We start from the raw sequence: 22421 nt of genomic DNA on the forward strand, positions 1-22421 counted from the left end.
CATGAAAAGAGAATAGCGCTCTGATGTCCCTGAAACCCGTTCCCGCCGACCAGCCCGAACCGCAAGGCATACTGCCGATGCAGAGCCTGGCGGCGCTTGTCGAACAGGGCGCGGTGATGAGCACGTCCGCGCTTGACGACAACCAGATCCAGCCCGCCAGTATCGACCTGCGCCTGGGCGACCGCGCCTGGCGAGTGCGCGCCTCCTACCTGCCGCGCGCCCGTACCGTGGCCGACCGCCTGCGCGATGTGCAGATGCACGAAATGGACCTGACGCGCGGCGCCGTGTTTGAATCGGGCTGCGTCTATATCGCCGAGCTGAAGGAAAGCCTGAACCTGCCTAAGGGCATTTCGGCGCGCGCCAATCCGAAATCCTCCACCGGCCGGGTGGATGTCTTTGTGCGTCTGCTGACCGATTACGGCGTGGCCTTTGATGACGTGGCGGAGGGCTATTCCGGCCCGCTCTATATCGAAATTGCGCCGCAAACCTTTTCGGTGCTGGCGCGATCGGGCACGCGGCTCAACCAGTTGCGCCTCAAGCGCGGCGTGTCGCCGAAGCTGCGCACGTCCGATTGTGGGGTCGACCTGACCGGCGAGCTGGTCGGTTTCCGCGCCCGCCGCCATGCCGGCATCATCGATCTCGATCATATCGACGGCCACGATCCGAAGAAGTTCTGGGAACCGCTCTGGCACGCTGGCGGCGAACTGCTGCTCGATCCCGGTGAGTTCTATATCCTGGCTTCGAAGACCGATGTCGAAATCCCGGCCATGGAGGCGGCGGAAATGCTGCCGATCGATCCGGGCGTCGGCGAGTTCCGCGTCCATTATGCTGGCTTTTTCGATCCCGGCTTCGGCACGGCGGAAGCGGCCGGCACCGGTTCAAAAGGCGTGCTGGAAGTGCGCTGCCATGAAACGCCCTTCCTGTTGGAAGACGGCCAGACCGTAGCAAGGCTGGTCTATGAACCCCTGACCGCCCGTCCGGATAAGCTCTACGGACAACTGGGCTCGAACTACCAGAGGCAGGGCCTGAAGCTGAGCAAGCATTTCAGGCCCTGGTAGCTTCCGCTACTTTACGATGTCGTCGACTGTATGACGGGTGACATCGTGATAGCCGGGCCGCGCCTTGGCATAGACGGCCTTAGCCATATCGACGCCCCAGCCTTCCTGCGCCATCAGGCTCTTGAACAGCGGCACAACGAACTTGCGGCGCCCCTGCCCGGTCAGGAAGCTTTCCAGCGCCGGCATGGCGGGCTGGTAATGATGCTGGATCGCCAGTTGCAGCCAGGCAAACAGGATTTCCGAATTGTGCGTCTTCGAGAAGCCATAGGCATCATCTAGCTGCGCCATCTGTTCGACCGTCAGGGTTTCCGGCAGGTGCGTCAGGAAATACTGCCATTGCGGCGAACTGTAATCCGCAACCTTCAGATCCTTCGCGGGCGTGCCTTCGGTAAAGGCCAGCACCTGGGCCGATACCTCGTCCAGCAGGGCCGAGGTCGGGGCCACGGCATTATCCGGCATCCCTTTGTCATAAAGCCACTGATGGATCTTGAGACTCTTTTCGAGGTCGGCGTCATTGTGCAGCAGGTGGGTGCGCAGGTCGATGACGAAGGCATCCGTCGTCATGCTCTGGAAGGCATAACGCTGGAAATAGCCCTTGAGATAGGCATCCAGTTTCTTGCGGCCGAAATGGGCTTCCAGCATCCGCAGAAAGGCGGCGCCCTTTTCATAGGGCACGTCGCTGAAATAATCGTCTGGATTGATGCCCTTGAGATCCGGATGCAGGCGGGTAAAATCCGGATTGGCGGTCTTGCTGCCGGGTTCGGTCAGGTCTTTCAGCGTGCCCTGCAAATCCTGCCAGCCGAGGACGCGCAGCATGTCGGCGCGCTCCTTGCCGTAGACCTCTTCCATGATCCGGCCCTCGAAATAGACCGTGAAGCCTTCATTGAGCCAGAAATCCTCCCAGGTGGCGTTGGTCACCAGATTGCCGGACCAGCTATGCGCCAGTTCGTGCGCCACCAGCGAAACCAGCGACTTGTCGCCGGCGATGACCGTGGGGGTGGCGAAGGTCAGGGTTGGGTTTTCCATGCCGCCGAAGGGAAAGGACGGCGGCAGAACCAGCACGTCATAGCGGCCCCATTGATAGGGACCATAGAGCTTTTCGGCGGCTTCCAGCATGGACTGCATGTCGCTGAATTCACTGGCGGCGGCGGCAAGCGTTGCCTTTTCGGCATAGACGCCGGTGCGCGAGCCCTCGGCCTTGAAACCGATATCGCCGATGGCGATGGCGATCAGGTAGGGCGCGATCGGCTTTTTCATGTCGAAACGGAAGGCGCGCTGGGCCGGATGGCCGGCCACCTTTTCGCCTTCCGGCGTCAGGCGATCGGCGCTCATCACCGCCACCAGATTGGACGGCACGACGATGCGCGCGCTGTAGGTCTGGCGGATGGCGGGGCTGTCCTGGGTCGGGATCCAGGTGCGGGTGTGGATTTCCTCACCCTGGCTGAAGACGAAGGGCAGCTTCTTGCCGGCGGTCTGTTCGGGCGAGAGCCATTGCAGGGCGGTGCCGTCCTTCGTCGTGGCATAATGGACGACGATCTTCTGCGCCCCCTGCGGCAGTTCGATGGTCAGTGGCTTGCCCATCATGTCGTTACCCTTGCCAAGGGTGAATTTCAGCGGAGATCCGGAGGCATCGGTCACCGACTGGATATCGAGCGCGCGCGTATCGAGGATGACCTGCTTGGCATTAGCCTCGGTGACGAGGGTGAGCGTCGCCGTGCCCTTGAGGATCTTCTGGTTGAAGTCGGCGGTCAGGTCGAGATCGACATGGCTGACGCGCGCCTCCTGCGGGCGGGCGTAGGAATGGTCATCGACCGTCTTGGCGACGATGGCCAGGGGGGCGGCGGCTTCGTTATCCTTCGGCGTACAGCCGGTCATCAGCAAGCCCGTCGAAAGGGTCAGGGCCGCAATCAGGCAGGTGATCAGGCCGATCGGTTGTCTGGCAGCTTTGGTCGCGGCTTTGGCAATCCTCGAAAGAGCGGGCATCGATCGGCATCCTCGGGTAACTGGCGCCGTTGTTCGGCACGCCTCTATTAAACGGGAAAACCCGTCTTCACACAACTGTGAAAATAGCACAAGAGCCGCGTGCAAAGGTCACACGCGGCTCTTGGCGATTCAGGGGTTTGGCTCCGGTTTTACAACCGCGAGCGGCGCTTGAACTGGGCACCTTCCGTGCGGGCCTTCGGGGCGTCGCTGTAATGCGGGTTGGCGGGCTTGAAGGCGCCCTTGGAGGCGCCGGCCTTGGCATTGTCCTTGCGGCTGGACGGACGGGCCTTGTTGCGTTCCTGGGCGGGGCGATCAGCTCCACGATCGTCACGCGGGGTGTATTCGCGCGGGCGTTCGGCATGGACATGTTCCGAACGCGGACGATCATAGCTGCGTTCAGCGCGCTCACCGTATTGGCCACCGCGCGGGGCATTACGGTCAAACGGCTTCTTCTTGCCGAATGGCTTCTTTTCGGCACGCTTCTCGAAGAAGGCATCGGTATTGACCGGCGCCGGACGCTCGGCAGCCATCGGATCATAGGCCGCCGGGCGAGGACCGAAATCCTTTTTGCCACCCGGCTTCTTGCCGAACTTGCGGTCGGCGAACGAACGGTCACCGCGGTCCGAGCCCTCGGCATTGGACTTACCCGGACGATTGCGGCTGCGCTTATGGACGTTTTCGGCGTGCGGATCGATATGGCGGGCTTCACGTTTGACGGGAATGCGCTCCGGCGTGGTCGGCTTTTCCGCCACGCCCGAGGCCAGCATGGCTTCATCGAGCAGCTTCAGCGCCTGGTCCTTGCGGCGATCGTAGGAGGGGATGCGCTGGCGCGTCATGCGCTCGATATCCTTCAGCATCCGGCGCTCGTCATCCGAGCAGAAACTGATCGAGATGCCGCTCTTGCCGGCACGGGCGGTGCGACCGATACGGTGGACATAGGCTTCGGAAACGTTCGGCAGTTCGTAATTGATAACGTGCGAGACGTTATCGACATCGATGCCGCGCGCCGCGATATCGGTTGCCACGAGGGCGCGGACCTTGCCGGCCTTGAAGGCCTGCAGGGCGCGCTCGCGCTGGCCCTGAGACTTGTCGCCGTGGATGGCGGCCGCTTCGATGCCGCCGGCCTGTAGATAGGCGGCCACCTTGTCGGCCGAACGCTTGGTACGGGTGAAGACGAGGGTGCGCGACAGGTCGTCCGAGGCGTAAAGCTCGGTCAGCAGGGCGCGTTTGCGCTGGGATTCGATGAAGAGGACGGTCTGCTCGACGCGCTCGGCCGTGGTGGCTTCCGGCGTGATCTCGACCTTCTTCGGTTCGTTCAGCAGTTCGGAGGCCAGGATGCCGATTTCCTTCGGCATGGTAGCCGAGAAGAACAGGTTCTGACGCTTGCCCTTGATGCGCGAGGCGATCTGGCGGATCGGCTTGACGAAGCCCAGGTCGAGCATCTGGTCGGCTTCATCAAGGACGAAAAATTCGACGGTGGAGAGGTCAATGGTCTTCTGCTCGATGTGATCGACCAGACGGCCCGGCGTGGCGACAAGGATATCCATACCGCCGTTCAGGGCCTTGTATTGCGGACCGTATTTCGAGCCGCCGTAGATGGTGGCGATCTGCAGGCCGGTGCCACGCGAATATTGCTGGAAGCTCTCGGCGATCTGCGAGGCCAGTTCCCGCGTCGGCGACAGTACCAGCACGCGCGTCTGCTTAGGCGTGGGCATCTTGCGGTCCGAGAGGATTTTTTGCAGGATCGGCAGGGCAAAGGCCGCCGTCTTGCCGGTGCCGGTCTGGGCGATGCCCAGCAGGTCATGGCCGGCGAGCAGGATGGGGATGGCCTGGGCCTGGATCGGGGTCGGCTGGGTATAGCCGGCCTTTTCAAGCTGGATCAGCAGGGTGGATGAGAGGCCGAGATCGGAAAACAGTTTGGTCACGTCATACTTTCATGTGCTTCGGGCATCACGAAAGCACACGCCTTCGCAGCGGCCCTTACCCGCATCCGGCCCATGCCGGTTCGGGAGTTGAGGGTCGAAGCGTTCGCGTGTCACGGACTTCGGTCATTTTTATAGATGGCAGATCGCCAAAAATGGCGGTCTTAAATCACTGGCGGTATGTACTTCCCTGTAAAGAAGCATACCTCACGCGGCCAGCGCCCGATATATAGGGCAGCGCTTCCGCTGAAGCGGAAGACGTATTAAAATTATTTCGCATAAGCGAAGACGCTAAATGCCCGTTTGCAAATGCAATGTCAAGGGTTGCAATTTGCGACACTCATTTGCGCTGCAAAACAAAATATCCACATCCTGTTGCGCCGCCGGCATCCCTTTTGTGGACTCACTCATTTTTTATAAACCAAAGGCACCTATAGTATTGGCCAACAGCGTAGTCATACGCGAAAACCCGCAAGCCGCCGCGTTAACGACGGCCGGGTGAGTGCCCAGTGATCCTTTAGTGCCGCGTATGCGTATGCACCATGTGCCCGTCACATGGCCCTTTGCCCATTTCTGCTTTCAGGTTGATCATGACCCCGCCTATCCGCCGTCCCGCCCCGCCCGTTACCGCAGCTCAGCCTGCGCCGGTGCGGTCGGCCGTAGAGGTCATCATGCCGGATCAATATGCCGACCGCCGTTCTGAACCCCGAACCCAGTGCGATGATCGTGGCGCCATGCTGTTTCTTTCCAGCCGTCAGGTGATCAATTGCCGCATCCTTGACCAGAGCGCCAGCGGCGCCCGTGTCGCCATGGAAAACCTGGATCATATTCCGGCTGAAATCTGGCTGATCGATCTCGATACCGCCATGGTCAAACGCGGATCGCCGGCCTGGTCGATGGCCAACCGCATGGGGCTGAAATTCAATTTCATCCAGAAAATGCCGGATGACGGCAAGCGGCCGGCCAAGGTGCCGCCGGAAGTCTTCGAGGCATGGAAACGCCTGAGCCAGCCCACCGCCACGCCGGACGAAGATCCGGATGACGATGTGCTCTATTTCGACTGATCCCAAATTAACCCAGAGCGTTATGGCGCGGCGAAAGTTGTTAGCTCGTGAGAAACGGAGCGGAGCGTACTTAAGTACGTGAGCACCGTATCGCAGCGAGATGACAATTTGTAGCCCGCCAGAACGCTACTGGAGTGAGCGGAACTTCAGGGTGCCGTTAACCGCCTTCAGCTCCTCCAGCGCTTCCTTCGGATAGCCCTTGTCGACATCGACAATGACATAGCCCAGGGTCTCGTTGGTTTTCAGGTGCTGGGCCAGGACGTTCAGGTCGTACTTGGCCATGATGGCGTTGATCGCCGCCATGACGCCCGGCACGTTCCTGTGCAGGTGCAGGAAGCGGTGGCGGCCGGAAACTTCCGACAACTGAACATGCGGCATATTGACCGAGAAGGTGGTGTCGCCACGATTGAGGAAGCCCAGCAGGCGTTCGGAAGCAAACTCAGCAATGGCCTCCTGCGCTTCTTCCGTGCTGCCGCCGATATGCGGGGTCAGGATCAGGTTTTTCAGGCCCATCAGCGACGATTCAAACGGATCGTCATTGGTGCGCGGTTCCTGCGGGAAGACATCTATGGCCGCGCCATAGATCTTGCCGGACTGTAACGCCGTTGACAGGGCATCGATATCGACAACATGGCCGCGCGACAGGTTGATGAACAGGGCGCCGTCCTTCATGCGGTTAAACTGAGCCGCGCCGAACAGATTCTTGTTGTCGGCCCGGCCATCGACATGCAGCGAAATGACGTCGGCCTCGGCCAGCAGAGCATCGAGCGAGCGATAGCGCTTGGCATTGCCGAGAGTCAGCTTTTCAGCGAGATCGAAATAGATGACGCGCATCCCGAAGGCTTCCGCCAGGATCGACAGTTGCGAGCCGATGGCGCCATAGCCGATGATGCCGAGCGTCTTGCCACGCACCTCATGGGCACCGGTGGCCGACTTGTCCCACTTGCCCTTGTGCATGGCGATCGACTTGTCGGGTATATTGCGGGTCAGCATGACGATCAGGCCGATGACCATTTCCACCACCGAGCGGGTGTTGGAGTAGGGGGCGTTGAAGACGGCGATGCCCTTTTGCGAGCACGCCTTGAGGTCGATCTGGTTGGTGCCGATGCAGAAGGCGGCCACCGCCATCAGCTTGTCGGCGGCGTCGACGGCCTTCGCCGTGAGGTTGGTCTTGGAGCGCAGGCCGAGGATATGAACGCCCTGCAGCGCCTGGATCAGGTCATCTTCGTCAAGCGCGCCCTTGACGGTCGTGACGTCATAGCCTTCCTCGCGGAAGGCGCGCACGGCATCGGGGTGGATGTTTTCCAGCAGCAGCACCTTCAGCTTGGAGCGCGGGAAGGAATAGCGGCCCTGATAGCCTTCGGCGTGCAGCACCTCGTCGAACGAGGCGGCGATCAGGCTGGTATCGCCATTGACGGCGGCGACCACCTTGGAGCGCACCACGTTTTCGGTGAAGGCATAGAAGCGTTCGGCCGCACCGCCCTTGTAGACCTCGAAATCCGTCCAGCCGTCGCCGACCATGGCGACCGCACCGGCAACGCCGAGGCCCGACAGGGCCACGACCTTGCCGCCATCCTGCGACAGCGGGTTGGCCTGATCGACGCCGACAGCCACACCGTCGTCATTCCAGATCAGGCGATTGGCCAGGACGTATTCGGGCTCGATGCCGTAATCGGCGACCACGGCGTCGATGAAATCATGGAAGCCGCCTGAGATGATGCGGAACTTGCCGGGGTTCTCGGCGAACACCGCCTTGTTGCGGATCACCGAAGCGCTGACCTTGGTCTTCAGCACCTCGATCAGGGCGGCAATGTCGTCACGCGTCGGCTTGAGCAACTGGACACGACGATTTAGCGCCTCGGCGAAGCTGATCTCGCCGGACATGGCCTGGTCGGTCAGGGTCTTGATCTGGGCGACATCGGCATGACGGGCGGGATCGGCGGCGGACAGCAGCTCGGCCAGAACATCCAGCGCCTCGACCGAGGTGAAGGTCGAGTCGAAGTCGAGAACGACGGTGGCCAGGTTCGGTTGAGGAAAGCTTGCATTCATAGCGGTCACGCCCATTTAAGGGCTGATCCGGCGCCAGGGGCCGTCCGCCCACTTCAAAAGATGCGCCGCAAATAAGACAAAAGTGCCCCCCGCACAACCGCCTTCGCCATTTATTATGGCATGTGGCGGCTTAATTCTTTAAAACTGTAGACGAATGACCGCTAAACCTGCCAAACCCGTAAAATCTGAAACCAAAACCTCTGATTTCCTGCGCGAATATATGCCCGAACTTATTGACCCCACAGAAGACTATTCCGCCCGCTTCGTTATCGAAGCCCATCCCGTGCATGGGCGGCTGGTCCGTCTCGGGGAGACCCTCGACCAGATACTGAAGGCGCACGACTATCCGCCGCAGATCGCCAACCTGCTGGGTGAAGCCTGCGTGCTGGCTGTACTGGTGGGCGCTTCGCTGAAATTCGAGGGCCGACTGATCCTTCAGGCTCAGGGCGACGGCGTGGTGCGCTATGTCGTGGCCGATTACGACACCAAGGGCGGCCTGCGTGGCTTCTGCCGTTTCGATCCGGAAGAACTGGCGGCGCTGGTGGCGGCCAATGAGGGCAGCTTCCAGAGCCTGGGCGCCCAGGCCCTGCTCGGCAAGGGCACCTTTATCATGACGCTCGACCCGGAAAACCACGGCGAGCGCTACCAGGGCATCACCCCGATCGAGGGCGAGAGCCTGGCTCTGTGCGCCGAGACCTATTTCCGCCAGTCGGAACAGGTGCCGACCCAGATCAAGCTGGCCTGCACCGAGTTTGCCGGAGAAGACGGTCCGAATTGGCGCGCCGCAGGCGCTATGATCCAGGCCATTGCCGGCGACGCGACCCGCGGTGACACAAAGGACTCGTTCCAGCATATCCGCGCCCTGTTCGAGACTCTGGGCGAGGAGGAACTGACCGATTTCGACCTGCCAGCCGACCGCCTGTTGTTCCGCCTGTTCCATGAGGACGGCGTGCGCCTGAGCGCGGCCAAGCAGATTCACAAGCTTTGCCGCTGTACGCAGGAACGCGTCGAGGGGCTGGTGCAGTCGTTTAGCGATGAAGAGCAGGCCGAGATGCTGGAGGCCGACGGCCGTGTGCATATCACCTGCGAATACTGCTCGAAGACGTTTTTCGTCGGACTGTAAGACACCCAAAGCGGCGATTGCGCTTTTAAAGAACGATGTTACTGTTATGCCACCGGCAGGAGATAACAGGTCCGGGGGGAAACATCGTGAACAAACAACCTGACAGCCGGATCCCCGCGCGGTCGCCAGCCTGTGTGTCGCGCCGCCCTCTCATAGGCGGTGTAGCGGCGGCTTTGGGCCTCTGTATCGCGCACCGGACCGGCGCCCAGCAGGTCACTTCGCCGCCCAAGGATACGCTTCCTGAGGACCATGACGCCGCCACCCTGACCGCCCGGACGGATGACGCCGATCATCTGAGCATCGAGGTGATGATCAATGGCCGGGGCCCTTATCATTTCGTTGTCGATACCGGCGCGGAAAGCTCCGTCGTGGCCGATAATGTCGCCCTTGCATTGGGACTGCCGCCGGGCGCCTCGGTCGTGGTCGATGGTTTTTCGCGGCGCATCCCGGCCAGAACCGTTCAGGTCGAAAGCCTGATCTTTGGCCCCTTCCAACGCAAGAGCCTGACCCTGCCCGTCCTGCCGCGACAGTATCTGCTGGCCGACGGCTATCTCGGCCTCGATGTGATCAGCGAGAGCCGCGTCACCTTTGATTTTGCCGGCAAGACGCTGAAAATAGAGCAGCCGCGTAAACGCGGCGAAGATCACCGTGCCCGGCCGGGCACCTCCACGCGCCTGTGGGCCAGCGGATCCTCCGGCCGTCTGCGTGTTTCCGATTGCCTGGTTGACGATGTCCGGGCCACGGCCTTCATCGATACCGGCGCCCAGGTTTCGGTCGGCAACCGGGCGCTGAAGGCGGCGCTGGCCCTGCGCGGCGGCCTGCAAAATCTGGGACCGCTCATTCTAAATGGCGTGACTGGGGGCGAAATCCTCAGCGAGGTCATCCCGGTCTCGCTCATCAAGCTGGAAGACCTGTCCTTCACCGATTCCAGGCTGGCGATCGCCGATGTGCCGAGCTTCGATTCCTGGAACGTGCATAACCGTCCCGGACTGCTGATCGGCATGAATTTCCTGCGCCAGTTCGCGGCCGTGACGATCGACTATCGCCAGAAATCCATCCGCTTCGAACTGACCGAAGCGCCGCCCCTGCCATCTCCAGGCGTACGGATAAACAGCCATGTCTGACCCTTTTTCGCGCCGGAGTTTCGCGGCGGGCGGCCTGGTTCTGGCTGCTTCCCTTTTGCCCGGTGGTCCCGGCTGGACCCAGACCCTCACGGCCAATGCCTCCTTGCAGAAGCCCGATTCCGATCAGGATGCAGCCAGTCTCGCTGCCCGCACCGACGCCAGCAGCCACCTGACCATAGAGGTGATGATCAATGGCCAGGGGCCTTATCATTTTGTCATCGATACCGGCGCCGAACGCACGGTCATCGCCGATACGGTGGCGACGGCGCTGGGTCTTCAGCCGGGCGGCAACATTACGCTGGAGGGTATCGGCGGACGGATCACGGTCACAACCGTCCATGTCGATCGCCTGACCTTTGGACCGTTTCTACGGGAGGGCCTCAACCTGCCAACCCTGCCGCGCGCCAATCTGTTCGCCGACGGCTACCTTGGCCTCGACGCTATAAATGGCAGCCGCGTGACCTTTGATTTCCGTAATCAGGCCTTGAAGATAGAGCAGCCGCGCGACCATGCACCACCGGAGTCACAGGGCATGGCCAGCGTTCGCGCCCGGGGCAAGAACGGCCGGCTGCGCGTTTTTGATTGCCTGGTAGACAGCGTGGCGGCGGTTGCCTTCATCGATTCCGGCGCCGAAGTTTCCGTTGGCAACCTGTCGCTCTACAACGCCCTGAAAAATCGCAATCGCAACCTGTACAGTACCGCGCGGATGACCCTGACCGGTGTGACCGGTGGCGAGGTGACCGGCGACGTCATCCCCGTCGGCCGGATCCGTCTGCACGACCTGTCTTTTACCAATGGCACACTGGCAATCGCCGACATACCTGACTTTTCCATATGGAAGGTCGCGCAGCGCCCCGCCCTCTTGATCGGTATGGACTATCTGCGCCAGTTCGCGGCGGTAACGATTGACTACCGCAACAAGGAAATCCGCTTCGAGATCAGCCTGGCGCCGCCCCGGCCCACCCCCGGCGTGGAGATAGACCACACAGTATAACCGCCCTTAGATAAGACGTTCTCGTGAGTCGAAAGGCATTGGCTGACGAGAAACGGAGCGGAGCGCACCTGAGTACGTGAGCACCGTATCGCAGGCAGACGGCGAGTTGCAGACCAGCAGAACGTCTTATCAGTTCTGCATGTCCAGGGAATAGCCTGCCGAGCGCACCGTCCGGATCGGGTCGAACTGGTCGCCATTATTCAGTGCCTTGCGCAGGCGGCCGACATGGACATCGACCGTGCGGGCCTCGACATAGACATCATTGCCCCAGACAGCATCGAGCAGTTGCTCGCGCGAGAAGACGCGGCGCGGATACTGCATCAGGTAGTCGAGCAACTTATATTCTGTCGGCCCCAGATGGATATCGCGGCCGGCGCGCTGAACCCTATGAGATAGCCGATCGACCGAGATTTCACCGAACTCGACGCGATCCTCGGAAAGCGCCGGGCGAATGCGACGCAGCACGGCGCGGATGCGCGCCATCAGTTCGACCATCGAAAACGGCTTGACCACATAGTCGTCGGCGCCGGTATCGAGCCCGCGGATGCGATCGGTTTCTTCCGAGCGCGCCGTCAGCATGACGATCGGCAGATTGCGGGTAGAAGCCTGCTGGCGCAGACGGCGACAGACCTCGATGCCGGATACCTTCGGCATCATCCAGTCGCAAACCAGCAGGTCTGGCGCACGTTCCTTCACCATCACAAGGGCTTCGTCGCCATCGGTGGCGACCCCGACATCATACCCTTCCTTCTCCAGGTTGTAGCTGAGGAGGGTGCTGAGGGCGTCTTCGTCTTCGGCAACTATGATGTAGGGCTTCATGCGTCTCTGCGGCGGTTACGGGTTACTGGTCCAGATTACTGGCCTTCGGGCGGGATTCGACATAGTCCTCGCCGGTCAGCTCGTAATTGATGTGTTCCGCCATGTTAGTGGCGTAGTCGCCGATGCGCTCCAGGTTCTTGGCCATGAAGAGCAGGTGCGTACAGGCCGAAATGGTGCGCGGATCGCCCATCATGTAGGTGAGCAGTTCGCGGAACAGCGCGTTATAGTGTTCGTCCACCTCGGTATCGGACGACCAGACGCTCTGGGCCAGGTCAACCTTGCCGGACTTGTAGGCGTCCAGCACATCACGCAGGCGCGAGGAAACCAGCTTGCCCATGCGTTCGATCGAGCGGGTCAGCGGCGTCATAGGCTCGGCTTCGGAAATGACGATCGAGCGCTTGGCGATGTTCTTGGCCAGATCGCCGGTGCGTTCCAGGGCCGTGGCCAGCTTCATGGCGGCCACGGTCTTGCGCAGGTCGTCGGCCATCGGCTGGCGCAGGGCGATCAGACGAATGCACTTGCGCTCGACATCCTTTTCCAGTTCGTCGAGTTTGTGGTCACGGGCCACAACGCTCTGCGCCAGGGCGACATCGCGGCGGGCCACGGCTTCGACGGCCTCGGCCACCTGCGCCTCGGCCAGGCCGCCCATGAGCACCACTTCAGCGGACAACTGGTCCAGTTCGTCGCCATAGGTCTTGACGATGTGGGTATTCATCTTGAACGACACCTTTTGAATTCCTTGTTCCTGGTAGCCGACGCACGACGCCTGATGCCGGGAACTATAGCCCCAATAGGCGTATTTTGTGACAGTTTTATAATGCGGGTTTGAAAAAGATACTTAACGGTTTTCCGGCAGTCAGCCGGCGTCTTTGAGAATTGTCGAGGTGCCCGTCACCAAACGCGGCGGCTCGACAGACCCAAAGGCGCGGGTCTGCGGAAAATAGGCACTGAAAGCGGTAAAGGTCACGACCTGTTTTTGGGGCGCCTGGGGGAGGGCTGTCACCTTACCGTCGCGTTCCAGAATATCGTCTTCCTTGGCCGACATCGCTCCCTGGCTTTCGACCACCAGCCCCCCGCGGTGGCGGTTAATGATGTGCTTGACTATGGCCAGCCCCAGGCCGGTGCCCAGCTTGTCGCCGCTCTTCTGGCCTTCGACCCGATAGAAGCGCTCGGCCAGGCGCGGCAGGAATTCCCTTTTGATTCCAGGGCCTTCGTCGCGCACCGTGACCCGTGCATAATATTCATGCACATTTCGGTCGGGGCGCAGCAAAACCAGTTTCGCGGCCTGTTTGTCGTTCAGGGACATCGCCTGCGGCAGGGTGACATCGAAACAGACCGTGATGCTGACCTCCGAGCCTTGCGGCGCATATTTCAGCGCATTATCGGTGAGGTTCTGCACCACCTGGAGGATCTGGTCGCGGTCGCCGATGATGGGGAACAGACCGGGCCGGGGCGCATCGATGCGCAGGCGCACGCCCTTCTGCTGGGCCAGCACGCTCAGGCTGTCCACCACATCGCGCACGGCCAGGGCCAGGTCCGCCTCGCCTGAAGGCGGCACATGTTCGCTCATTTCGATGCGCGACAAGGAGAGCAGATCGGCGATCAGACGCCCCATGCGATCGGCCTGGGCGCCCATGATTGTCAAAAATCTGTCACGCGCCTGCTCATCATCGCGCGCCGGCCCGCGCAGGGTCTCGATAAAGCCGGTGATCGAGGCCAGGGGCGTGCGCAGTTCGTGCGAGGCATTGGCCAGGAAATCGGCGCGCATCCGCTCCATGCGGCGGGCGTCGGTTTCATCGCGGATCACCAGCAAGGCCAATCTTTGACCATCATGTGCCTTTTCCATCGGCAGAGGAGCGGAAAAGGCGCGCCAGAACTGATCACGCGCGCCGCCGCTGGTCTCAAAATCGACCGAGCCGGTTATGCCGCCGAACAGGGCTTCATCAACATTTTCCAGCACTTCCGGCACCCGAATGGCGCCGACCAGCGGGCCGCCATCGGGGCGCAGATGAAATACAGTCTGGGCGGCATCATTGGCGAAGATGACGCGGCGCGCAGCGATATCGTCCGGCTCGTGACCGGAAACGATCATTACCGGATCCGGCACGGCGCGGAGGACTTCCTGGAAGCTTGGTCCCAATGGCTGGACCTTGTTCTGCTTTTCCGGGACTTTAAGCGCGCGGATCTTCTCCTCGGCATCTCCCAGAAGGACCAGATAGCGAATGGCTGTATAACCGATCACCAGCAGGGCCACGATGATGGTCAACAGATGCATCGGCGGCAGGAAGGCCATGGCGACCAGGATCGCGCAGCCAATAACGGTGCCGACCGGGACGAACTTCCAGACGCTCTGACGCTTTTCCATTTTGTACCCAAACCTCGCGGCGTTCATCTTATGACTTAAAGAACGTCGTGTTTATAGCGATTTGACGACAGTTTGGTGACCTGGCCGTAAACAGGCGATTAATCGGCGTACTGACAAGTTTGAGGGCAAGTTACGGGCGTGTTTGCCCGTCACCGCGCACGACGTATTTGAAGGTCGTCAACTGATCGACGCCCACCGGCCCGCGCGCATGAAGGCGGTCGGTCGAAATGCCGATTTCCGCACCGAAACCAAATTCCCCGCCGTCGGCATATTGCGTCGAGGCATTCCAGATGACGATGGCGGAATCGACCGCGTTGAGGAAGGTTTCGGCGGCGTGTGCATCTTCGGTGATGATCGCCTCGGTATGGCCGGAGCCATAGGTTCTGATATGAGCGATGGCTTCTGCCTCGTCCTTTACCACCTTCACCGACAGGATCGGCAACAGGTATTCCGTGCACCAGTCGTCTTCCTTGGCGGCCGACATCGGATAGATGGCCCGCGCCTTGTCATCGCCGCGCAGCTCGCAGCCGGCAGCTTTCAGAGCCTCAGCGATGGGCGGCAGCAGTTTCGCCGCCACGGCCTCGTCGATCAGCAGGGTTTCGGTGGCACCACAGACCGAGACGCGGCGCATCTTGGCGTTCAGCGTCACCTCCAGCGCCTTTTTCGGGTCGGCGGCGGCGTGGATATAGGTGTGGTTCAGCCCTTCGAGATGGGCCAGCACCGGTGCGCGCGCCTCGGCCTGTACCCGCGCCACCAGCGACTTGCCACCGCGCGGAATGATGAGATTGATCGCCTTGTCGAGGCCACCGAGGATCAGGCCCACGGCGTCGCGGTCGGAGGTCGGCACCAGTTGCACGCAGTATTCCGGCAGGCCGGCGGCGCGGAAGCCGTCCTCGAAGGCGGCGTAGATGGCCAGGGCCGAATTGAGCGCTTCAGAACCGGTGCGCAGGATGGCGGCGTTTGACGAGCGGATGCACAGGGCGGCCGCATCGGCCGTCACGTTCGGGCGGCTCTCATAGATGATGGCGATGACGCCGATGGGAGTCGAGACGCGGGCGATATCGAGACCGTTGGGGCGGGTCCAGCGCGCCAGTTCGCGCCCGACAGGATCGGCCAGGGCCGCGACCTCTTCCAACCCCTTCGCCATGGCTTCGACACGCGCCGGATTAAGGATCAGGCGCTCGATCATGGCGTCGGTCAGGCCCTTGTCACGGGCAAACTGCTGGTCCTGTGCGTTGGCGGCGAGGATCTGCGCCTCGCGCTGGCGGATCGCCTTGGCAGCTTCGAGAATGGCTTTGGTGCGTGCTTCTGGCCCCGCCAGACGCAAAGCTTCCGCGCCGAGTTTGGCCCTGGCGGCCATGTCGTTCATCAGGTCATTCAGTGAAAGGCGGCTCTGGTCATCCATCTTGAGGCTCCTTGTTATTCAAGGGCTATATAGCGCAATCACCGCCAATTACGACCGTTTCATGGGATATTATTCAGTTCGTTCTGGCGTCTTTTCCAAATCCGCATTATCCGTGGAACAAAGTCCCAATCACTGTGAAGGAACGGTTTATGACATTTCTCCCGCAGGAAGAAGAACTGAATCTAATAGATAAGGATCGAGAACTACTGTTCTCAAGAATTCGGACAAAACGGGATGGCACCGCACACTACGAATTAAAGCATATTGGCAGAACGCCTGAATTCAGATTTTTTAGTGGAGATTATCCACCCACACCTGAACTCTGGAAGCAATTAAAAGAAATTGGAATTGGGCGTTATGCGAAACATGACATAGTCCTTCCTGATCTTAAAGCTTTCAGAGTTGGAAACTGGGTATTTGACAGATTTGAATTTGAGAAACTGATTTTGGAATGCGTTACTGAGGATAAAAAAGGCTACGGCACTCAAAGGAAATTGCCCATAAAAATAGTTTTGAGTGTCTCGTATATGCCGGTTTCTGATTTCGAGAAATATGTGCGTTTAATGATGTGACACTCACACCAGTGCCATGTCATCCCGATGGATGACCTCATCCCCTGAGGTATAGCCCAATATCCCTTCGATGTCGTGGCTGCCGCGGCCGCGAATGGCACGGATGGCTTCGGCGGAATAGGTGACGATGCCGCGCGCCACCTCGACGCCCGCCGGCGAAATGATCGATACGCTGTCCCCCTTGTCGAACTGGCCGGTGACCTCGACAATCCCCGACGGCAGCAGGCTCTTGCCATTATGCAAAGCCCGCACCGCCCCTTCATCGAGCATCAGCTTGCCCGCCGGCACCACGGTCCCGGCGATCCACGCCTTATAGGCGGCGCTGGCCGTGGCCTGCGGCCTGATCACCGTAAAGCGCGCCATGTTGGAAAGGGGCCGGATCGTCTGGCCGGACGCGATGATAGTGGCGCAGCCAGCCGAACCGGCGATCTTGGCGGCGGCGATCTTGGTGGTCATTCCGCCGGTGCCGACGCCTGCTTGCGCATTGGCGCCACCGGCCATGGCCTCAATGCTCGCATCCAGCTTTTCGACCAGCGGAATGTGCTCGGCGGTAGCATTGCGGCGCGGATCGTCCGTATAAAGACCATCTATATCCGACAGCAGGACCAGCGCCTCCGAGCGCACCAGTTGCGCGGCGCGGGCGGCCAGGCGGTCATTATCACCATAACGGATTTCCTCGGTCACCACCGTGTCGTTTTCGTTGACGATCGGCACGCATCCCAGATCGAACAGGGTATCGATGGTGGCGCGCGCGTTCAGCCAGCGGCGGCGCTTTTCGGTATCCTCGCGGGTCAGCAAAACCTGCGCGGTCTTGAGGCCAACTGTCTGAAACGCCTCTTCCCAGGCGCTCATCAGACGCGGCTGACCAGCAGCGGCGGCGGCCTGTTTCTCGTCCAGTTTCAGCTTCTTGCGCGTCAGACCGAGATAACGGCGGCCGAGCGCGCCAGCGCCGGAAGACACCAGCAGAACCGACTTACCCTGCGCCATCAGCGCCGCGATATCTTCCGCCAGTCCGCGCATCCACGCCGCATCGGCCACGCCGCTCGCCGCATCGACCACCAGGGCCGAGCCGACCTTGATGGTAATGCGACGAGCGGACGCCAGCACATCGGGCAGTGATTTAATGGCATCCAGCGACATGAAGGTCTTTATCTCAGGCGTTTTAGATGTTAACTCGCGCGCTTCTTAACGGCATTGCGAGCGCTTACGCAAGACCTTACGTTATTTGGCAAATTTGGTAACAAAATGAACTATATAGGCACCCGCGGCTTCCGCGAACCCCGTACCTTTGCCGGCGCCCTGCTCGATGGCCTGGCGCCCGATGGCGGCCTCTATGTGCCTGAGACCTATCCGACACCTAATTTTGATCTCGCCGCAGCTTCATCCGGTGATTACGGCCTGCTCACCGAAAAGCTGCTGACCCTGTTCGGCGTCAATGTGCTGGGCGCCGAGGCCGTGCAAAAGGCGGCCGCCCGCACGAAATCCGCCTTCCTGAATGAAGCCGGACAGACGCCGCTGGTCCAGGTCGAGGACAATCTGTGGATCCTCGAACTATGGCATGGCCCGACGCTCGCCTTCAAGGACATGGCGATGCAGATGATCGCCCCTCTGACCGACGCCGCCCTGGCGCAAACGGGCGAGAAGCTAACGCTCGTCACCGCCACCTCCGGCGATACCGGCGCCGCGGCCGTGCGCGCCTTCGCCGGTTCGGAACATGTGAAATTGGTGGTCTTCCATCCCCTCGGTCGCGTCTCGCCTGTCCAGCGGTTGCAGATGACGACGGTTGAGGCTGATAATGTGCTCAATATCGGCGTCGAAGGCGATTTCGATGATTGCCAGCGCATGGTAAAGCGCTTGCTGGGCGAAGAAGAGCTGAAGCAGAATGGCCTGATTTCTTCGGTCAACTCGATTAACTGGGGCCGGCTGCTGGGCCAGGTGCCCTATTATCTCGCCGCGGCCGCCGCTTCGGGCGCGGACAAGCCGGAATTCGTGGTGCCGACCGGCAATTTCGGCGACGCTTTCGCCGGCTGGGTGGGGCGCAAGATCGGCGGTAATGTCGGCCATATCCACGCCGCCGTGAACCGCAATGATGCCTTGGCGCAAGCCATCAATACCGGCCACTATGTCCGCCATCAGGCGGTCGAAACCGCTTCGGTCAGTATGGACGTCCAGGCGCCGTCGAACTTCGAGCGGCTGGTCTTCGAAGCCTCGAACCGTTCGGCCGAAGGCACCAAGGGTGTGTTTGACAATTTCAACGCCACCGGCAATGTCCATCTTTCCGGCGACCTGCAGGATGCCCTGCGCGCGCAAGTGACGGCCTCGACGATCAGCGAGGAGGAAACGGCGCAGACGATCAAATATGCGCACGACAAGTGGGGCAAGGTCATCTGTCCGCATACCGCCGTGGCGATCGCCGCCGCGCTCAAACGCAATGACGGCCAGCCGATCATCGCGCTTTCCACCGCCCACGCCGCCAAGTTCCCGGATTTCGTCACCAAGGCGCTCGGCTTCGCGCCCGAAGTGCCGGAAGCGATCCGGAAGCTGCACGGCCAGAAGGAAACCATTCAGGCGATCCGCAATGACGAGTTCGCCGCGCTGGAGGCGGTCAAGGCGTTTCAGGGCTAAAAATACGTGTGCCCGGTCTTGATGCCGCGATGATAATCCAGCCGGCGATAGAAGGCTTCCGGGTCTTTCGGCTTCACCACCCATGACGGGTCGTGGTTCAATAGGTCATAGAGCCGCGTCAGGGTAAAGCGCACGGCCGAACCACGCGCAAACAGCGGCAGGGCATTGATCTCGGCTTCCGAAAGCGGCCGCGTCTCGTTATAGCCCTTGATGAAGGCCGAGATCATCTGCGGCTGCGGCTGGCCGCCCGGCGTGAAGCCCCAGGCATTCAGCGCCACCGCCAGATCATAGGCGTAAAAATCAGTGCAGGCATAATAGTAGTCGATCACGCCGGTGACGATGCCGTCATCATTCATCAGGACATTGTCGGTAAAATAATCGGCATGGATGGCGCCCAGCGGCAAGTCAGTGGGCCAAACGCCCCGCAGAAAGGCCAGTTCCTCACGGAAGTCCGCCAGTATCTCCTGGGCGCGCGGCGAGGTGGCGGCGCGCGGTTCGCAGCGATCGATCAGCCCTTCCCAGTGGGCTATGCCCATGGTGTTTTCGCGGACCTGCGGAAAATCGCCGCCGACCAGATGCAGCTTCGCCAGATACTCCCCGGCCGAGGCGGCATGTCGCGTATCGGGATTGCGCGGCCAGCGGCCCGGCAGCCACTTTATCAGGGCGCACGGCTTGCCATTGATCCGCCCCAGCGATTGCCCGTCACGCTTTAGTGCCGGGCCGGGCGCCGGATAGCCCTTGCGGTCGAGATAAAGCGTATAGTCCATGAACCACGGCAGCGAGTCTTCCGGCGTGGCGGACTCGAAAAGCGTCAGGGCATAGAGGCCGGAGGTCGTCTCTACCTTGAAATTGGTGTTGGAAACCCCTTCCTCGATGCCTTCGAGATGGATCAGTTCACCTATATCATAGGCGCTCAGATAGGCACGGGCGTCCTCCAGAGATACGGGGGTAAAAACGGCCATGCGCGCCCTGTCCTGATCCTCAAAAGCCTGCGCCTGCTCATCAGGCGTCGGCGGCATATAGACATAAAGCCGTGATCGCCAAAAGCTTTTCCTTGTGGACATAAGCCAGAATGTCTAAATCGCCGGCTTAGAATCCATCGCTTGGGTTGCCGGTGCGCATCTGTTAGCAAGCCGCATCCCTTATTAGGACTCCCCCATGGCCAAGACTGTCACCGCGAAGCGCGCCCTGTCCGTTGTCGATCTGATCGGCAATACGCCCCTCATTCGCCTGAAGGCCGCCAGCGAGGCGACCGGCTGCGAGATTTACGGCAAGGCGGAGTTTCTCAATCCCGGCCAGTCGATCAAGGACCGCGCCGCGCTCTGGATCATCCGTGCCGCCGAAGCCGATGGCTCGCTGAAGCCGGGCGGTACCATTGTCGAAGGCACGGCCGGCAATACCGGCATCGGCCTGGCCCTTGTTGCCAATGCCCTGGGTTACAAGACCAGGATCGTCATTCCGCGCACCCAGGCGCAGGAAAAGAAGGACGCCATCCGCGCTTTCGGGGCCGAGCTGATCGAGGTCGATGCCGTCCCTTACGCCAATCCCGGCAACTATGTCCGCTATTCAGGCACATTGGCGCAGGAACTGCGCGATGCCGGTGAAAGCGTCATCTGGGCCAACCAGTTTGATAATGTCGCCAATCGCCGCGCCCATATCGAAGGCACCGGCCCGGAAATCTGGGAACAGACCGGTGGCAAGCTGGACGCCTTTATCTGCGCTGTCGGCTCGGGCGGCACACTGGGTGGTTTGAGCCTCTACCTGAAAGACAAGAACCCGGACATCCAGATCGGTCTGGCCGATCCGTTCGGCGCCGCGCTCTACAGCTATTACACCACGGGCGAACTGAAATCCGAAGGCACGTCGATTTCGGAAGGTATCGGCCAGGGCCGCATCACCGCCAATCTGGAAGGCATCACCGTCGATCGTTCGTATCAGGTAGCGGATTCGGAATGGCTGCCCGTGCTCTATGATCTGATCCAGACCGAGGGCCTGTGCCTGGGCACCTCGGCCGCGCTCAATATCGTCGGCGCAATGAAGATGGCGAAAGATCTTGGCCCCGGCAAGACGATCGTCACCGTGCTGTGCGACTACGGCAACCGCTATGCCTCGAAGATTTTCAACCCGCCCTTCCTGCGCGAAAAGGGTCTGCCGGTCCCGCCGTGGATGGCGGCGGACTAGTGGAATTGAACCGGCCCGTGGTCAGCCATGCTCCCTTCTCCCTACGAAGTGGGGAGGTGGCGGCGTGCGCCTTCAGGCGCAGCGACGACGGAGGGGCGCCCCTCCGCCCCGGACAAGCCGGGGCACCTCCCCATTTAAGAAATGGGGAGGAGATTCTTTTAAATATCCATCGCAGCGAAGACTGGCGGCTCGATGTGGGCGTTCGGCGCGCCATCAACGCGCAGGGCCTCGGCGCGCAGCCACTCCATGAAGCGCATCTGCGCCGGGGTCGGTTCGCGGGTCTGCGGCCACACAAGATAATAGCCGTATTCCAGCGGCTTGTCCTTTTCATCGAACAGCACCATCAGGCGGCCGGCCTTGAGGTCGGCTTCGGCAATGGTGCGCTTGGCCAGGGCGACGCCGCGGCCGGCGACCGCGCCTTCGATGACCATGCTCGACTGGTTGAAACGCGGGCCGCGCGTCGCATCGACGCCCTCGACGCCATGCGCCTTCAGCCACATGGCCCAATCCGGGCAGGAGGGATCGGTCTCGAAGCCGACATCATGCAACAGGACATGGTGGCTGAGGTCGGCGGGCTTGCGGATCGGCGCGGCCTCGTACAGGAGCGGCGAGCAGACCGGCACGACGGCCTCGGCCAGCAGGTGCTCGACATTGAGGCCGCTGTAGTGGCCGTTGCCGTAACGGATGGCGAGATCGATGTCGCTGGTGGCGAAATCGACCGGCGCCATATCGGCGCTCACCCAGACATCGATATCTTCGTTAGCGGCGCTAAAGTCATAGAGACGCGGCATCAGCCATTTGGCGGCGAAACTCGGCGCAGCGGAAACCGTGACACGGCCTTTCTGGTTGCCCTGTTTCATCAGGCGCGTGGCCTCGAACATCTTCTCGAAGGCTTCTTTCAGAATCTGCGCCGAAGCCTTGCCGGCATCGCTGAGCACGACGCGGCGGCCGTCACGCACAAACAGTTCCACGCCGACATGTTCTTCCAGCAAGCGGATCTGCTGCGACACCGCGCCCGGCGTCACAAACAGTTCTTCGGCGGCCTGCTTGAAGCTTTCATGGCGGGCGGCGGCTTCAAAAACCCGAAGCGCCGACAGCGGCGGCAGACGATCACGCGACATATTCTAACCCCTGACC

The 22421-nt window shown here is 61.0% G+C and carries 18 protein-coding genes; 8 read left to right on the top strand and 10 right to left on the bottom strand.

Annotated features, from left to right (window positions below):
* Positions 1-23 precede the first annotated feature (23 nt).
* Positions 24-1058: a 2'-deoxycytidine 5'-triphosphate deaminase gene (locus ACTHND_RS07215; RefSeq protein WP_440177217.1), complete on the top strand. Its 1035-nt coding sequence runs from the start codon at positions 24-26 to the stop codon at positions 1056-1058.
* Positions 1059-1064: 6 nt separating this feature from the next.
* On the opposite strand, the gene ACTHND_RS07220 is transcribed toward ACTHND_RS07215, so the two are convergent.
* Complete coding sequence (locus ACTHND_RS07220) at positions 1065-3041, bottom strand: M1 family metallopeptidase (protein WP_440177219.1); 1977 nt, start codon at positions 3039-3041, stop codon at positions 1065-1067.
* A gap of 149 nt (positions 3042-3190) precedes the next feature.
* Positions 3191-4966 (bottom strand): DEAD/DEAH box helicase, encoded by a 1776-nt coding sequence (locus tag ACTHND_RS07225; protein ID WP_440177221.1) that lies wholly within the window; start codon positions 4964-4966, stop codon positions 3191-3193.
* A 587-nt stretch (positions 4967-5553) separates the two neighbouring features.
* Between ACTHND_RS07225 and ACTHND_RS07230 the strand changes: the two genes are divergently transcribed.
* Positions 5554-6027, top strand: a complete 474-nt coding sequence (locus ACTHND_RS07230; RefSeq protein WP_440177223.1) for a hypothetical protein — start codon at positions 5554-5556, stop codon at positions 6025-6027.
* A gap of 126 nt (positions 6028-6153) precedes the next feature.
* On the opposite strand, the gene serA is transcribed toward ACTHND_RS07230, so the two are convergent.
* A complete protein-coding gene (gene serA, locus ACTHND_RS07235; protein WP_440177225.1) occupies positions 6154-8076 on the bottom strand; it encodes a phosphoglycerate dehydrogenase in 1923 nt (640 codons plus the stop codon).
* Positions 8077-8296: 220 nt separating this feature from the next.
* Here serA and ACTHND_RS07240 point away from each other — a divergent pair, with 220 nt between their 5' ends.
* The 3 genes from ACTHND_RS07240 (at position 8297) to ACTHND_RS07250 (ending at position 11317) form a co-directional block, all read left to right on the top strand.
* Complete coding sequence (locus ACTHND_RS07240) at positions 8297-9199, top strand: Hsp33 family molecular chaperone (protein ID WP_440177411.1); 903 nt, start codon at positions 8297-8299, stop codon at positions 9197-9199.
* A gap of 86 nt (positions 9200-9285) precedes the next feature.
* On the top strand, positions 9286-10323 hold the full coding sequence (locus ACTHND_RS07245; RefSeq protein ID WP_440177227.1) for an aspartyl protease family protein: 1038 nt from the start codon (positions 9286-9288) through the stop codon (positions 10321-10323).
* On the top strand, positions 10316-11317 hold the full coding sequence (locus ACTHND_RS07250; RefSeq protein ID WP_440177229.1) for an aspartyl protease family protein: 1002 nt from the start codon (positions 10316-10318) through the stop codon (positions 11315-11317). The genes ACTHND_RS07245 and ACTHND_RS07250 overlap by 8 nt, the downstream gene beginning before the upstream one ends.
* Before the next feature lie 129 nt (positions 11318-11446).
* Here ACTHND_RS07250 and phoB read toward each other — a convergent pair whose 3' ends face one another.
* The 4 genes from phoB to ACTHND_RS07270 all read right to left on the bottom strand — a co-directional run bounded on the left by phoB (position 11447) and on the right by ACTHND_RS07270 (position 15906).
* Complete coding sequence (gene phoB, locus ACTHND_RS07255) at positions 11447-12136, bottom strand: phosphate regulon transcriptional regulator PhoB (protein WP_090649933.1); 690 nt, start codon at positions 12134-12136, stop codon at positions 11447-11449.
* Between the two features lie 22 nt (positions 12137-12158).
* Complete coding sequence (gene phoU, locus ACTHND_RS07260; protein WP_090649932.1) at positions 12159-12851, bottom strand: phosphate signaling complex protein PhoU; 693 nt, start codon at positions 12849-12851, stop codon at positions 12159-12161.
* A 141-nt stretch (positions 12852-12992) separates the two neighbouring features.
* Positions 12993-14501 (bottom strand): sensor histidine kinase, encoded by a 1509-nt coding sequence (locus tag ACTHND_RS07265; protein WP_440177231.1) that lies wholly within the window; start codon positions 14499-14501, stop codon positions 12993-12995.
* 130 nt (positions 14502-14631) lie between these two features.
* Positions 14632-15906: a glutamate-5-semialdehyde dehydrogenase gene (locus ACTHND_RS07270; protein WP_440177233.1), complete on the bottom strand. Its 1275-nt coding sequence runs from the start codon at positions 15904-15906 to the stop codon at positions 14632-14634.
* 149 nt (positions 15907-16055) lie between these two features.
* On the opposite strand from ACTHND_RS07270, the gene ACTHND_RS07275 reads away from it, so the two are divergent.
* On the top strand, positions 16056-16478 hold the full coding sequence (locus tag ACTHND_RS07275) for a hypothetical protein (protein WP_440177235.1): 423 nt from the start codon (positions 16056-16058) through the stop codon (positions 16476-16478).
* 3 nt (positions 16479-16481) lie between these two features.
* Here the strand turns inward: ACTHND_RS07275 and proB are convergent, their stop codons facing one another.
* Complete coding sequence (gene proB, locus ACTHND_RS07280) at positions 16482-17618, bottom strand: glutamate 5-kinase (RefSeq protein WP_440177237.1); 1137 nt, start codon at positions 17616-17618, stop codon at positions 16482-16484.
* A gap of 105 nt (positions 17619-17723) precedes the next feature.
* Here proB and thrC point away from each other — a divergent pair, with 105 nt between their 5' ends.
* Positions 17724-19103, top strand: coding sequence for a threonine synthase (thrC, locus tag ACTHND_RS07285; RefSeq protein WP_440177239.1), 1380 nt, complete (start codon positions 17724-17726; stop codon positions 19101-19103).
* Here the strand turns inward: thrC and thrB are convergent.
* The gene (gene thrB / locus ACTHND_RS07290) at positions 19100-20167 is read right to left on the bottom strand and encodes a homoserine kinase (RefSeq protein WP_440177241.1); all 1068 of its coding nucleotides are present in this window, start codon (positions 20165-20167) and stop codon (positions 19100-19102) included. The genes thrC and thrB overlap by 4 nt on opposite strands.
* 94 nt (positions 20168-20261) lie before the next feature.
* Between thrB and ACTHND_RS07295 the strand changes: the two genes are divergently transcribed.
* The gene (locus tag ACTHND_RS07295) at positions 20262-21284 is read left to right on the top strand and encodes a cysteine synthase A (RefSeq protein WP_440177243.1); all 1023 of its coding nucleotides are present in this window, start codon (positions 20262-20264) and stop codon (positions 21282-21284) included.
* Between the two features lie 158 nt (positions 21285-21442).
* Here ACTHND_RS07295 and gcvA read toward each other — a convergent pair whose 3' ends face one another.
* Entirely contained in the window at positions 21443-22405 is a 963-nt protein-coding gene (gene gcvA / locus ACTHND_RS07300; RefSeq protein WP_440177245.1) for a transcriptional regulator GcvA, read from the bottom strand.
* Between the last annotated feature and the right edge of the window lie 16 nt (positions 22406-22421).

Origin of the sequence: Asticcacaulis sp., from assembly GCF_051954415.1 — a bacterium.
GTDB lineage: Bacteria > Pseudomonadota > Alphaproteobacteria > Caulobacterales > Caulobacteraceae > Asticcacaulis.